This window comes from Geomobilimonas luticola (genome assembly GCF_018476905.1).
Taxonomy (GTDB): domain Bacteria; phylum Desulfobacterota; class Desulfuromonadia; order Geobacterales; family Geobacteraceae; genus Geomobilimonas; species Geomobilimonas luticola.
In genome coordinates this window covers 121,467-136,099 of record NZ_JAHCVK010000006.1, presented here as the reverse complement: position 1 = coordinate 136,099, position 14,633 = coordinate 121,467, and the positions used below count along the sequence as shown (strand labels likewise).

Genomic DNA, 14,633 nt, shown 5'->3' with positions numbered 1-14,633 from the left:
GACGGCATTTCCCGTGCTGTGATACCACGGGCTGGTTAGCGGCGATTCGCCGCTGAAATTCACGTAACGAAGGCGGAAGACTATGGCGCTGAAAAAAGGGATCATCCTTGCCGGTGGGGCGGGGAGCAGGCTCTACCCCCTCACGCTGGTTGCGAGCAAGCAGTTGCAGCCGGTCTACGACAAGCCGATGATCTACTACCCCCTTGCAACCCTCATGATGGCGGGGATCGACGATATCCTCATCATCTCCACCCCCCACGATACCCCCCGTTTCGAGGCGCTCCTGGGTGACGGCTCCCGCTGGGGGATCCGTCTTACCTACAAGGTCCAGCCGGAACCGAAGGGGATCGCCCAGGCATTCCTGGTCGGGGAAGAGTTCATCGGAACCGATCCGGTCTGTCTCATCCTTGGCGACAACATATTCTACGGCAAGATGGAGCTGGACCGGATCGTCTCCCGGTTTACCTCGGGGGCGAAGATATTCGGCTACTACGTGCAGGACCCGGAGCGGTACGGGGTGGTGGAGTTCGACAGCCAAGGGAAGGCCATCGGCATCGAGGAAAAGCCGGCCCGGCCCAAAACCAATTACGCCGTGCCGGGTCTCTACCTGTACGACGGCAAGGTGGTGGAGATCGCCCGGAATCTGGCCCCGTCCCCCCGGGGGGAGTTGGAGATCACGGACGTCAACCTGGAATACCTGCGCCGTGGCGAACTGCAGGTGGAAAAACTCGGCCGGGGAATTGCCTGGCTCGATACCGGCACCCACCAGAGCCTGCTGGAGGCGAGCCATTTCATCGGCACCCTTGAGGCGCGCCAGGGGTTGAAGATCGCCTGCCTGGAGGAGGTCGCCCTTCGCATGGGGTTCATCGACTGCCAGGGGATGGCGCGGGCCATCGACAACACCCCCAACTCCGGTTACCGCGAGTACCTGGTGCGAGTATACAACGAAACCGAACTGTGCGGAAAGGGGGGGAAGCCATGAGCCGGCCCCGGGAGTTTACCAAGGGAAAAATTCACGACGTGGTGGTGCGCCCGCTCTCCAAGTTCCTCGATGAGCGGGGGTGGCTTGCCGAACTGTTCCGGAGTGACGAGATCGATCCCCAGGTGATGCCGGTCATGGCCTATCTCTCCATGACCCAGCCGGGAGTTGCCCGCGGCCCCCACGAGCATCTGGACCAGACCGACTATTTCTGCTTCATGGGACCGTCGAACTTCAAGGTCTACCTGTGGGATCACCGCCCGGAATCCCCCACGTGTGGAGTCAGGCAGGTGCTCTATGCGGGTGTGGACAGCCCACTCATGGTGATTGTCCCTCCGGGGGTGGTTCACGCCTACCGGAACATCGGCGGAGACAACGGCATTGTTTTCAATGCTCCGAACCGGCTCTATGCCGGTGAAAGCAAGAAGTCGCCGGTGGACGAGATCCGCCATGAGGAAGAGGCTGGCTCACCCTTTTGTCTCGACTGACCGTGGATTAACCATGAAAACGAGTGTGACGGAGGGGAGACAGGCTGTCTCCCCTTGCGAATTTCTGGCCTGATATGTGGGAACTTCTCAAAAAATATCGCATCCACCTGGTGACGGGGGGGATCGTGCTGCTGGCGTTCCTTTTCTACTCCCTCAACCTGAAGAACCGTGAGCATGCCAATCTCTTCGAGCGGTTCGTGCTCAATGCCACAGCACCGCTGCACGGCGGGATTGCCGCCGTGAACCGGGCGGTTGTCGGTGTCTGGAACGACTATGTGGCCTTGGTGGATGTGCGGCGGGAGAACAAGGAACTGCGGGAGAGCGTCAAGATCCTCAACGGCCGCCTCCTGGAGAGCCGTGAAGCGCTTCTGGCCAATGAGCGGATGAAGAAGCTCCTGGACCTGAAGAACTCCCTGCCGGTCCCGGCCCTGACGGCGTCTGTTATCGGAGAAGACGGTGCCCCCTGGTTCCAGACCCTTACCATCAACCGTGGTGAAGCCGACGGTCTGCAGGAGGGGATGCCGGTGGTTGCGGCGGAGGGGGTGGTGGGCCAGGTGGTCAAGGTGGCGGGCAACAGTTCCCGGGTCCTTCTGCTTACGGATAATGCAAGTTCCATGGCCGGAATGATCCAGAGGTCGCGCGCCCGCGGCGTGGTCAAGGGGAAGGGGAGTGGCCGCTGTTCCCTTGAGTTTACCCTGCGGGAAGAGGATGTGAAGGTCGGCGACACGATCATCACTTCGGGGGTCGGCGGTGTTTTTCCCAAGGGACTGGCGGTTGGAGAGGTTGCCATGGTAAAGAAGGGCGAATACGGTATCTTTCAGACCATTGAAGTCCGTCCTGCGGTCAACATAACCCGACTCGAAGAGGTCATCGTACTGCTTAAGCAGCGCAGTGACTGATGGTCTGCCCATGCTGAGATTCGTGAAAATAGCCGTTGTCATTGCCGTCGCCCTCCTTCTGCAGGTGACGCTTCTGCCTGCCTACCTGCGTGACCCGTTCCAGCCCAACATCCTGGTAACCATCGTCGCCTGGGTCGGATTACGCAAGCAGCCTCCCCTGGGAGGGGTTGCCGCCTTCCTGCTCGGGCTCCTGCAGGACACCTTCAGTGGCCTCTACCTCGGGCTCAACGGTTTCACCTATCTTGTCATGTACATCCTGTTGCAGAGCATTGCCCACCGGCTCTATACCGACAGCCGTTACCTGATGATACTCGTGGTGTTCCTGGCGACCATCGGCAACGGAATACTTCAGCTCCTGCTGCTCATCCTCTTTTCCGCCGCTCCCGGTATCTATTCCGCCATACTTCCTCCCCTGCTTCCCCAGGCGCTCGTCAACGCCCTTGTCACCTCGGTCGTGCTCACTCTGGCAGCCCGCAGGGGAGCGGTGGTTCAGCAATGAAAGGGCAACGCTACATACGTGAGGTAAAGGAGCCCCGCCGCCGCGTGTTAGGCATGTCTATCGCCGTTGCTGCCGTGTTTCTCGTGCTCCTTTCCCGCCTCTGGTATCTGCAGATCATAGAATCGGACAACCTGCGCAAACTTTCCGAGAACAACAGGCTCCGTTTCGTCCCCGTGGCGGCGTCACGCGGCGCAATCCTCGATCGCAACGGCAATGTGCTCGTCAACAATACCCCTTCCTTCAGCGTGGCGGTGGTCCCCCAGGATGTGAGGGACAAGGAGGCGCTCCTGACAAGCCTCGCACGGTATCTCGCTCTCGACCCGGAGGAACTGCGGGCCAAGTGGGAAAAGGGGAAGGGGCGCGCCAAGTTTTATCCCATCGTCATCGCCTCGGGTATCAGCCGCGAGCAGCTGGAATTTCTGGAAGAGAACCGTTTGCGGCTCCCTGGTCTCGATGTGGAGATGAAGCCGATCCGGGAGTACGGCAACGGCCAGTTGGCCGCTCATCTCTTCGGTTACCTGGGGGAGATATCCGAAGCTGAACTGGACAAGGAGGAGTTCAGGTCCTACAACCCGGGAGATTACGTCGGCAAGAGCGGCATCGAACGGAGCTGGGAACGCTATCTCCACGGTTCTGACGGTGGCAGGCAGATCGAGGTCGACGCCCGCGGAAGGTATCTGCGCACTATCAGCGAGACGAGTCCGACGATTGGCAACAGCATAGTCCTCACCATTGACCGTGACCTGCAGAAGCGAGCCGAGCAGTCTTTCGGCGACAAGGCAGGCGCCGCGGTGGCCATTGACGTCAACAGCGGCGAGATACTCGCTTTCGTCAGCAATCCCGGTTTCGACCCCTCCCTGTTCACCGGCCGCATGTCTCCCCAACAGTGGAAATCGTACCTGGACGACAAGCGTCATCCCCTCGAAAACAAGGCCCTGAAAGGGCAATATCCCCCCGGATCGACATTCAAGATCATCACCGCCCTGGCCGGATTGCAGGAGGGGCTCATCGACGAGAACACGACGGTGGTCTGCAAGGGGGCTCATACCGTCGGCAAAGATACCTTCAAGTGCTGGGACAAGAAGGGGCACGGGGTGGTCGACCTGAAACGGGCTCTCAAAGAGTCGTGCGATGTCTACTTCTACCAGTTGGGAGAACGGCTCGGGGTCGACCGGATTGCCGCCTATGCCCGGGAGTTCGGCCTGGGGTCTCCCGTCGGTGTGGGGCTGGAGAATGAGAAGGGGGGACTCATTCCCACAACCGCCTGGAAAGAGCAGAAATACAATAAGAAATGGTTCCGGGGGGAAACCCTGCCGGTCTCCATCGGCCAGGGGTATACCCTTGCGACGCCGCTTCAGCTCGCGGCCATGATTGCAGGCGTGGCGACCGAAGGGACCGTTTACCGCCCGCATCTGGTGAAGCGGGTTGTGGACCCGGATGGCCAGGTGCTACGGGAGTTCTCTCCCGAAGTGCTGAAGAAAGTGGCGCTCCGCCCGGAAATATACCGCCCGGTGAAACAGGGGCTCCTGGCGGTGGTCAACGAACCGCGGGGCACCGGCGGTATGGCCCGTCTCTACGAAGTGAAGGTGGCGGGGAAGACCGGTACGTCACAGGTCGTCAAAATGCGCGACAGTAAAGGGGGCGTGCCGTACCAGTATCGGGACCATGCCCTCTTTGTCGCTTTTGCCCCCTATGACAAACCGGAAGTTGCCGTGGCCGTCGTGGTAGAGCATGGCGAACATGGCGGTTCCGCGGCGGCCCCCATCGCCGGCCGGATCCTGCGGGCCTACTTCGAAGGGAAGGGGGTCATCAAGGCTCCGGTCAAGGGCGGTGGCGACGAAGAAGATGAGGGGGGAGCGGAGAGTGGTGCGGTGGCACCGGAAAACAGCCAAAGCGTACCGGTACCGGAGAAGGGGCAGCCATGATCGATCGACGATTGTTTACCAATTTTGACTGGACGCTGTTCGGGCTTACCCTGCTGATAGCAGCGCTCGGGGTCTTCAATATCTACAGTGCGTCGGCGTCCTACACGGTGGTGACCACTCCGTACTTCATCAAACAGCTCTACTGGATCCTGGCGGGTCTGTTTCTCGTCGTCATGGTATGCAGCATCGATTATCACATGCTGGAGGACGTTGCTTTCTGGTTCTACGGTGTCGTGCTGTTTCTCCTCGTCGTTGTTCTCTTTGCCGGCAAGACGTCCATGGGGGCCACCCGCTGGCTCAACCTCGGCCTCTTCAGCCTCCAGCCGTCGGAGCCGATGAAGATCGTTATCGTGATGGTTTTTGCCCGTTATTTCAGCCGCTACCCTGTGTTCCAGGGGCTCACTCTCCGCGAGCTTTTCTACCCGGCGCTCCTGCTCGGCGGGCCGGCGCTCCTCATCATGAAACAGCCCGACCTGGGGACTGCCATACTCGTGGTGCTCATCGCCTGTTCTATGCTCATCTACGTCGGACTGCGCTGGACAACGGTCTTGTCGGTAGTGCTGGCGGCTATTCCCTCCATCTACCTCGCATGGCACTTCCTCCTCCGGGACTACCAGAAAAACCGGGTGCTCAATTTTCTCAACCCGGAGCGTGACCCGTTGAAAAGCGGCTATCACATCATTCAGAGCAAGATAGCTGTCGGTTCGGGAGGGGTGGCCGGCAAGGGATATCTGCAGGGAACCCAGACCCAGCTCCGCTTTCTCCCCGAACAGCACACGGACTTCGCCTTCTCCGTCTTTGCAGAAGAGTGGGGATTCCTCGGCTGCATGGTGGTGCTCCTGCTCTACCTTTTTCTCATACTGTGGGGTTTGCAGATCGCCAGCCGCTGCAACGACCGATTCGGCAGCCTGCTGGCGGTGGGGGTGACCGCCATGCTCTTCTGGCATGTCGTCATCAATATGGGGATGGTGATCGGCCTGTTCCCCGTCGTCGGCGTCCCGCTTCCGTTCTTTTCCTACGGAGGCACCTCCATGGTCACCTCCATGGTCGGGGTCGGGATACTGCTCAACATCAGCATGCGCAGGTTCATGTTCTGACGGCAATTTCACGATTGCGCCACGCAAAAGGCCGTTCCCTTGGGGGAGCGGCCTTTTGCGTTTGTGCCACGCTGCTGTTCCCATGGGTTATCCGGCATGGGAAGGGGTATGATGTCGAGCAAAAACTAGCCTACGCGACGAGTTTGTTGAGCAGGATGATGTCATCGGCTGCCACTATCCAGAGTGCATTACAGCTGGTGCACTCCAGGATGTCCCTGGCGTAGCCGTCCGAATGCATGTCGATCTCGATACCGGTACTGTTGTTGCAGATGGGGCAATTCATCGGTGTTCCTTTCATGAAAATACTATTCTTACCGGTAACTATAATGAACCGAAGCGTTACGTGCAAGGGGAATTTTGCAGAAAAGCTCAATATAACAACAGTTTATCTGTTGCGGGAGGTTGTGGGGCAAATCGTTATTTTGGATAAGTAGGCATATTTCCAGGGAAACCAAGTTTACGTGCATGCAACTGCTTGAAATTGCTCTGATAAATTTGAGTAAAACATGGATTGTGAAGCCTCGGAGTGAGGATTGTTTCAGGCTATGGTAAAAACGTTGCCGCGGCGAAAAATTTTCTTATGTGAAGCAAATAAACTCAGGTTTGTATTCAGGGTAAATCGCTGGGCTCTTGATATACTATTCTCGTTGCGGAAGGAGGTTCGCCATGCGGGAAGCGATGTTTTACGAAAAAGTTACGGACGGCAAGGTCCGCTGCGGCCTGTGCAGGTTCCGTTGCCTGATTGCCGATGGGGGGTGCGGCATTTGCGGTGTGCGGGAAAACCGTTCGGGAACGCTCTATACCCTGGTCTACGGCAAGGCGGTGGCCGAACATGTTGACCCCATCGAGAAGAAGCCCCTGTTCCATTTCCTGCCGGGGAGCCGGTCATTTTCCCTCGCTACGGTGGGGTGCAATTTCCGCTGCCTCCACTGCCAGAACTACGCCATTTCCCAACCGACGGAGGGGAAGACCCTCCGGATAACCGGCAGTGAACTCCCTCCGGCGCTCATCGTGGAGAAGGCCCTGGCTGCCGGCTGCCGTTCCATTTCCTACACCTACACGGAGCCGACCATCTTTTTCGAGTATGCCTACGATACGGCGGTTCTTGCCCACCGGGCGGGGCTGAAAAACGTGTTCGTCACCAACGGGTACATTACCGCCGAGGCCCTTGCCCATATCCGTCCCTACCTGGACGCGGCCAATATCGACCTCAAAGGCTTTTCGGACCGGTTCTACCGCGAGGTGGTGCACGCCATGCTGGCCGAAGTGCTCGCCTCCGTCCTGGAGTACAAACGGTCGGGGGTCTGGATCGAGCTGACCACCCTCATCATCCCGGGCTGGAATGACGCGGACGAGGAGCTGCGGGGGATAGCCCGTTTCATCGCGGATGAGGTCGGCGTGGACACTCCCTGGCACGTGAGTCAGTTCTACCCCACGTTCAAGCTAACCGACCGTCCCCGCACGCCGGTGGCTACCCTGCGCCGGGCTCGCCAGATCGGTCTGGATGCCGGTCTGCGTTATGTGTACGAAGGGAACGTGCCGGGAGAGGGGGGAGAGAACACCTTCTGTCCCGGCTGCGGCGAACTGGTGATTCGGCGTGTCGGCTATACCATCGCCGACAACGGGCTGCGAAAGGGAGCCTGTCCCCATTGCACAGCAGAATTAGCCGGTGTCTGGGAGTAGAGTGATTTTGTATTATGCGTGAATTATTCGATAGTTATTGATTTGGGAATCGGGTTGTGTTATGGAGTATTAACGTGATTGTGATGTATTTGAAATGGTTTTCGGCCCGATTCAAGCAGTACGAAGTACGGTCACAACCGTCTTCGCAAGCAGGGGATTCATGGACAGACCGGCGGACCACAACCTGAATAGCAGAAAGTACATACTGCTGGGAATCATTCTCGTGGTCATGTTCTTGCTGACCGATGAGTTCCTTGATTCCATTTTTTTCAAAGAGGAGGCGTTGGCGCAAGCAACGGCATCGACTACGGTCCACCACGTACTGGCACGTCTTGTAGTCGTCTGCCTGCTGATGCTGCTCGCGTGGTACGTGTGGAGGGTGACCCGACTGCAGGGGGAGATGAAGAAGTCTCTTTATCTGACCCAGGAGCAGTATCAAACAGAAAAAGCCCGTTCCGAGGCGATTCTGGCCTCCATGAGTGACGCGATCAGCGTTCAGGATACTGACTTCAAGGTCCTCTACCAGAACCAGGCGCACAGGGAGTTGATGGGAGAGCATGTCGGCGAGTTCTGCTACGCTGCTTACCAGCATAAAGATGCCGTGTGTGAAGGGTGTCATCTGGCCATATCTTTCCGGGACGGCTTGCGCCATCGCCGCGAGGCAAGTGCCGTCACGGAAAGGGGAATGCGTTATGTCGAGATTATTTCCTCTCCCCTGCGGGATGCCAACGGTGCCATCGTTGCCGGCATAGAGTCGGTCCGGGATATAACCGAGCGGCGGGAAGCAGAGGAGAAACTTCGTCAGCAGCAGACCGCCATGGAAGCTTCCATTGACGGGATGGCCATTTACCAGGACAGGAGGGGATTTGTCTACGTAAACCAGTCTTTTGCCGGATTGTACGGCTATGATTCTCCCGCTGAACTTCTGGGGGTGTCGTGGCGGATTCTCATGCCTCCCGCGGAAACGGAACGTTATGAACACGACGACAGGCCCGTTCTCCTGGGGGAGGGGAGATGGCGCGGCGAGTTGGTCGGCAGGCGGAAGGACGGAAGTATCTTCCCCATGGAGATTTCCCTTACCATGATTGCGGGTGGGGACGTTATCGTCGTAGGACGGGATATATCCGAGCGTAAACGCATCGAGCAGGAGAACGAAGCGCTCAGTCAGGATCTGGCGGAACGGGCTGCCGCACTGCAGACGGCGAATACGGAACTTCATGCGGCGAAAAACCGTGCGGTGGAGGAAAAGAACAAGTCGGATGCCATTATCGCCGCCATGGGGGATGGCGTCAGTATCCAGGGACTCGATTTCACGGTGCTCTACCAGAATAAGGTCCACCAGGACATTGTCGGTGGCAGTTTCATCGGAAAACATTGCTACGAGGCATACTCCTGCCGGGACAACATCTGCGAGGGATGCCCCGTTTCCCGGAGCTACAACGACGGGTTGATCCATAAACTGTTCAAGGTGCTCCCTTCGGGTATTCCCATTGAAGTCACGGCGTCGCCGTTGCGGGACTCGGAGGGGAGCATCATAGCCGGGATTGAAGTGGTCAGGGACATTACTCCGCACGTGAAAGCGGAACAGAAACTCAAGGCCCAGGCCGATTTCCTGCAGCAGCAGGCTCTGGATTTGCTTGCATCGAATAAGGAACTGGAATCGTTCAGTTACACCCTTTCCCATGACCTCCGTTCCCCTCTGACCCGTATTTACGCAGCAGGGCAGGCCCTCGCCGAGATGTACGGCGATGTACTCGATGAAAATGGCAGAATGTTCCTCCATACCATCTGCGACGGCAGCGAGCATATGGAGGAACTGATCGAGGCGATCCTCACGCTGTCGGGTGTCACCAGAAGCGAGATGCACCTGGCTGAGGTCGACCTGAGCGGTCTGGCAATGACTATTGCCGCCGAACTGGCCATGACTGCTCCCGAGCGGAAGGTTGACTTTCGTATTGCAGACGGCGTGATGGTCTTCTGTGATCCGCGACTGATGAAAGTTGCCCTGGAAAACCTGTTGGGTAACGCCTGGAAGTATACCCGCAGCACCCCCGCTGCAAGGATAGAATTCGGCGTCTCCGTGCGAGACGGCGAGACCGTTTACTTCGTGCGCGACAACGGCGCCGGGTTTGATATGAAAAATGCCGACGGGCTTTTCACGCCGTTCAAACGTCTGCATGCTGCGAAGGATTTCCCCGGCACGGGCATCGGGTTGGCAACCGTGCAGCGCATCATCGAGCGCCATGGCGGCAGCATATGGGCCGAAGCGGAGGTTGGAAAGGGGGCAACTTTTTATTTCTCCTTTAAGCGTTGAATTCAGTCCCCCGATCCGCTGGCCCCAGGGTATTCGTTTCACAACAACCTGACCGTTCCATGTCTCCGCCATAACACGTAATTCGACGTTGCAATCACCCCCCCATTCCCCCCTGTTGTTCTGCATCAGTTTCAACTTAAAACAAGCAATTACAGTCTGTTATATCTTTGTCGTTGAACAGAAACGTCATGTCTCCTGCCTAACTGGTTAATATTTAAAAATTAAAATTTTTTTATTGACAAAGCTTCCTCGTTGACTAGAATGTGCCCGTATCATGTATTGGAACTCGCTAATACATGGAGTCTGGGCAGCGAATCTTCCCTCCTTCCGGTCCGCACCACTGTGAAACCCAGCCGTAGAAACGAACCCCGCTCACATTGACAGCAGAACAATAATCGCGAGCCGCGTGCCAGTGAATTGCGCCGGACTGTCGATCATGCACCAGAGGTGCGTGTGTACAGTGCCATTGCGGCAAAATCGCAGGACAGGGAGACGATTGTTCGCGACCGCCGACACGTGCGGTTCACGGAAACAGCCGGTTCCATCTGAATACCCGTCTAAGGAGGTGATGCAGGTTTTCTGAAATCCATTTTTTCCGTTGAGAAGGTTTCATTTATCCAGAAAGGGGTTAAACAAATGAAAAAAATCATGTCAATCATGACGCTGGCGACTTCCCTGGTTCTCGGTCTGGCCGTCGTGAACTGGGCAACAGTACCGCCTCCGCCGGTCAACCAGACGCTGTACATTTACGACACCAAGTTCAGTCAGTTCACGACTGACGATTGCCACAGATGTCACGGAACGGACCCGCAACTGGTCACCCTGCATCACAACCTGATCTACACGACTACCCCGGCTGTAAGCTGCTACAATGCTTCAGGGACTACCCCAACGACCCTGGCCACGGGTTGCCACGTGCTGGTTCCTTCTCCCACCGGCGGCTATACCTTCCAGGATTTCCGCACCTGTTCCAACTGTCACACCGGCCAGTCTCCGCACCACGGGCCGACGTCGTCAAATGCCGTGGCCCAGGATTGCGTGCATTGCCACGGAAATGCCATAGACAACCCGAAGGATGGCCATTACATACCGACCTATGCAATCAATACCGATTCCACCACCGGCGGCGTAACTCCGGCTCCCAACGGCCGGCCGGTACCCGATCCCGCTAACCCTGGTAAAACCATTCTCGTGCAGGGGTGCGCGGCATGCCACCAGGCAAATGCAAGCGCGACCCCGCCGATTTTCAGCAACGCGGACACACACCACGGGACCAACATCGGCAGCTTCCTCCAGCCCGGCGGAATCGGCGATTGTACCTGGTGCCACAATGCCCAGGCCCCCATCAGAGGGTGCGAGGCCTGTCATGGTGTCAAGTCGCTCCACAACATCCAGGCCAACACCCCCAATCCCAACAACCTCTCGACCATCGTTCCCGGCAACGAAGATCTCGGCTACGGCCATATCGGCAACAACTGGGATTGCGTGGGATGCCACGGGTCCTGGACCGGTTCCGCTGATGCTTCTACTGCTGCAACCGCTCCTGCCATCGGCAGCCTGAGCAGTTCCGTTGTGACCGCCGGACAATCGGCCACTCTTATCATCAACGGCGAAGGCTTCATGAACCAGGATTCGATGGGGAATACCTACAACCCGGTGGTCACCCTGACCAACGGCCAAAATACCATAACCGTCACACCGTTCTCCGTGACGACCAGTGAGATAAAAATGGTGCTCCCCACCCTGCAGCAGGGCATCTATGAACTCCGCGTCGACAAGAGCGGAACGGTCAGCAACCTGACCAGGCTCATCGTTGCGCCGCAGCTGGCAATCAAAGCCGCCACCCTTTCCGGCAGCACGCTTACCATTACCGGTATAGGTTTCGGTACGGCGCCTTCGGCAGAGGCGAGCAAACTCCTCGGCGTCTTCGCCGGACCTGTCCAGGCCAAGGTAGTTTCCTGGAGTGACAAGAAGATCGTCGCCTCCAGCCAGGTCTTTGGCGGCGGTAAGACCGTAACCGTCAAGACCCTCTTCGGACCGGTGGAAAGCACGATATTCGCGGCCGCCAAAAAGGTAAGATAAGCATTTTTCAGCGGATGAATCAGCCTATGGGGACGCCCCGGCGTCCCCATAGATTCGCTAACCCTGCGCAGTCACCTTTGTTCGGGAGGTCTTTGCATGCTGCATCGAGTAATCTTTTTTTCGTTTGTCACGATCTCCATCCTTACAAGCCCGGCACTCGCCGGGAACAAAAAAGCCATTATCGGTTTCCGCCATGGTGTCGGACTGGCCGAGAGCGACAAGCATGAAAAGGTGCAGCGGACTGGCGGCAGAATTTTTCGCGACCATCGTTCAATAAACGCGGTATCTGCGGAACTATCCGATGAATCGATTTGTTCCCTGAAAAACGACCCACAGGTTGCCTATGTCGAGGCCGACAAGGTGATTGCCGTTGTCGAGCCTGTCACGGTCGCATCCGCCACAGATCAGGAACTGCTTGATTCGTGGGGAGTGAAGCGTATAGGCGCCGATGTGGCAGCAACGAAAGGGATCACGGGGGCCGGAATCAAGGTGGCCATTCTTGATACCGGCATCGATCCCGACCACCCGGATTTGAAGGACAACTACAAGGGTGGATACAACTTTGTCTATGACAACAACGACCCGTACGACGATTCGCGATATGGGCATGGAACCCACCTGGCCGGGATCATCGCGGCCAGGGACAACGGCACCGGCGTTGTCGGTGTAGCGCCGGAAGCCTCCCTCTACGCGCTGAAGGTTCTTAACGGCGGTCTGATGGGGAGTACGTCCGATATTCTTGCCGGAATCGAATGGGCGATAACCAATAAGATGCAGGTGATAAACATGAGTTTCGGTGCGCAAATGGATTCCCAGGCGTTCAGGGATGCCTGTGACGCGGCGTTCAAGGCGGGGATAGTCCTCGTGGCTGCTGCCGGCAACTTCAATCAGCCGATTGTTGACAATCCGGCCGGTTTTGATCCCGTTATTGCGGTTTCAGCAACCGCGCAGGACGGTACCAAAGCCGCCTTCTCCAACTACGGCGCGAAGGTCGAGCTTTCAGCCCCGGGAGTTGCCGTCATGTCAACGGTCCCCGGTGGTGGGTTTGGATTGATGAGCGGTACATCCCAAGCCACTCCCCACGTTTCCGGCGTGGCTGCCCTCATCTTTTCGGCCGGTATCAAGGATGAAAACGGCGACGGAAATCTTGCCGACGAGGTCAGACAACGTCTTGCCGCAACCGCAACGGATCTGGGTGATCCGGGTCGGGATGTCTACTTCGGTTACGGACTGGTGAATGCGGACAAGGCGGCCGATATCGTGCAGCCGCAACAGTACACCGTGACGAGAACCGGCGATAACCGTGGGAATGGTGCGCTGAATGTTGTCCTGAAACCGGGAACATACACCATAGGAATCAGCAACAATGGGCTGAAGAATATCATCATGGGTACATCCGGAGATAACAGCGATACGTGTTATCTCTTGTCCCAGACAACAGGGGGGGCTTCATCCGGACACGGGAATGACGAAATTATCGCATCATTCAGTTTCGGGCCGGCGCAGCCCCAGACCGTATCGTCCGCTCTGAAGGTGGAAGCGGAATGTATCGTTGGTTTTTATCCCCATGGACGTGTCGGGACATCTGCCGCTATCACCATTGCCGCACATTAACCGGACACGCACGCCATGCAGTTTTCAGGAGCACTGATGCGGAGCTACCGCGGAATCATCGTCTCAATGCTTGTCTGGTCCCTTTTTCCCGTTACAAGTGCGACTTTTGCCGGGGATGAAACATTGGTAAACCAGGACCCCCGCCGGATTGCAGCCAGGGTGAACGGCAGGCCGATCCTCCTTGCCGAACTGCAACCGGCACTACAGAAGGCAGAAGCGCGCTTCAGGAAATACGGAGCAAGGGAAGGACTGTCCGACGAAACAAGGAAGCGCCTTCAGCAGGAGGAGCTTGACCGCCTGATTGCCCTGGAGATGCTGGCGCAGGCCGGGGAAAAGAGTTTCGGCAAGGAGATCGAGCGGAAAGTAGATGAAAAAATCACAGCCGAACAGGCTCACGACTCCGGGATGGGCAAACCGGTCAGCGCGGCAAAGCAGGGCGTTGAGGGTGATGAACACCGGAAGCAGGTAAGAAATCGACTCCTTGTTGACGAATATCTGGCGAAACACGGCGCAAAGGATGTGGTCGTTCCCGAGGCTGAACTGAAGAAATATTACGAGCAGAATGCCGGCAGTTTCATGGAACCGGAGAAGATCAAGGTTTCGCATATACTTGTCAAACTTTCGGCAAAACCGACCGCCGAAGAGATTGCCAAGGCAAAAAGTGAAATAGAACAGATCCGCGCTGAAATCATGAGCGGAAAAGATTTTCCGGACATGGCGAAGCAGCGCTCAGCCTGCGCCAGCGCTAACGTCGGCGGTGACCTGGGGTACATCAGTCGCACCTATATGCCCAAGGGATTCGATGACATCGCTTTCGCACTCAAGGTGGGTGAGATCAGCGAACCGGTCAGGACCCGGCACGGCTTTCACCTGATAAAGGCGTTCGACAGGAAGCCGGCCAGGGTGCCCGAACTCGGCGAAATACAAAGTTTTATCGAGAAGGCGCTGGCAGGTGAGATTCAGAAGAAGAGGGTGGACGAGATTGTCCGGGAGTTGAGGCGCGAGGCGAAGGTTGAGATTTTTCTGGACTGAATAATGCTGAGTGCTGGCGGA

12 protein-coding genes are annotated in these 14,633 nt (G+C 57.4%); 11 read left to right on the top strand and 1 reads right to left on the bottom strand.

Annotation, left to right across the window (positions count from 1 at the left end; translation table 11 throughout):
• The first annotated feature begins 82 nt into the window (after positions 1-82).
• From rfbA to rodA, 6 genes are all read left to right on the top strand, one after another.
• On the top strand, positions 83-982 hold the full coding sequence (gene rfbA, locus KI810_RS13075; protein ID WP_214176002.1) for a glucose-1-phosphate thymidylyltransferase RfbA: 900 nt from the start codon (positions 83-85) through the stop codon (positions 980-982).
• A complete protein-coding gene (locus KI810_RS13070) occupies positions 979-1,467 on the top strand; it encodes a dTDP-4-dehydrorhamnose 3,5-epimerase family protein (protein ID WP_214176001.1) in 489 nt (162 codons plus the stop codon). The genes rfbA and KI810_RS13070 overlap by 4 nt, the downstream gene beginning before the upstream one ends.
• A 74-nt stretch (positions 1,468-1,541) precedes the next feature.
• The gene (gene mreC, locus KI810_RS13065) at positions 1,542-2,366 is read left to right on the top strand and encodes a rod shape-determining protein MreC (protein ID WP_214176000.1); all 825 of its coding nucleotides are present in this window, start codon (positions 1,542-1,544) and stop codon (positions 2,364-2,366) included.
• Between the two features lie 10 nt (positions 2,367-2,376).
• Positions 2,377-2,865, top strand: a complete 489-nt coding sequence (gene mreD, locus KI810_RS13060; protein WP_214175999.1) for a rod shape-determining protein MreD — start codon at positions 2,377-2,379, stop codon at positions 2,863-2,865.
• Positions 2,862-4,790 (top strand): penicillin-binding protein 2, encoded by a 1,929-nt coding sequence (gene mrdA, locus KI810_RS13055; RefSeq protein WP_214175998.1) that lies wholly within the window; start codon positions 2,862-2,864, stop codon positions 4,788-4,790. Before mreD ends, mrdA begins: the two co-directional genes overlap by 4 nt.
• The gene (rodA, locus tag KI810_RS13050) at positions 4,787-5,887 is read left to right on the top strand and encodes a rod shape-determining protein RodA (RefSeq protein WP_214175997.1); all 1,101 of its coding nucleotides are present in this window, start codon (positions 4,787-4,789) and stop codon (positions 5,885-5,887) included. The genes mrdA and rodA overlap by 4 nt, the downstream gene beginning before the upstream one ends.
• Positions 5,888-6,017: 130 nt before the next feature.
• Here the strand turns inward: rodA and KI810_RS13045 are convergent, their stop codons facing one another.
• The gene (locus KI810_RS13045) at positions 6,018-6,170 is read right to left on the bottom strand and encodes a hypothetical protein (protein WP_214175996.1); all 153 of its coding nucleotides are present in this window, start codon (positions 6,168-6,170) and stop codon (positions 6,018-6,020) included.
• Positions 6,171-6,553: 383 nt separating this feature from the next.
• Between KI810_RS13045 and amrS the strand changes: the two genes are divergently transcribed.
• From amrS to KI810_RS13020, 5 genes are all read left to right on the top strand, one after another.
• The gene (gene amrS, locus KI810_RS13040; protein WP_214175995.1) at positions 6,554-7,570 is read left to right on the top strand and encodes an AmmeMemoRadiSam system radical SAM enzyme; all 1,017 of its coding nucleotides are present in this window, start codon (positions 6,554-6,556) and stop codon (positions 7,568-7,570) included.
• A gap of 160 nt (positions 7,571-7,730) precedes the next feature.
• Positions 7,731-9,884: a PAS domain-containing sensor histidine kinase gene (locus KI810_RS13035; protein WP_214175994.1), complete on the top strand. Its 2,154-nt coding sequence runs from the start codon at positions 7,731-7,733 to the stop codon at positions 9,882-9,884.
• A 636-nt stretch (positions 9,885-10,520) separates the two neighbouring features.
• Entirely contained in the window at positions 10,521-11,966 is a 1,446-nt protein-coding gene (locus KI810_RS13030; RefSeq protein ID WP_214175993.1) for an IPT/TIG domain-containing protein, read from the top strand.
• A 96-nt stretch (positions 11,967-12,062) separates the two neighbouring features.
• A complete protein-coding gene (locus KI810_RS13025) occupies positions 12,063-13,580 on the top strand; it encodes a S8 family peptidase (RefSeq protein ID WP_214175992.1) in 1,518 nt (505 codons plus the stop codon).
• A 36-nt stretch (positions 13,581-13,616) separates the two neighbouring features.
• The gene (locus tag KI810_RS13020) at positions 13,617-14,612 is read left to right on the top strand and encodes a peptidylprolyl isomerase (protein ID WP_214175991.1); all 996 of its coding nucleotides are present in this window, start codon (positions 13,617-13,619) and stop codon (positions 14,610-14,612) included.
• The last annotated feature ends 21 nt before the right edge of the window (positions 14,613-14,633 follow it).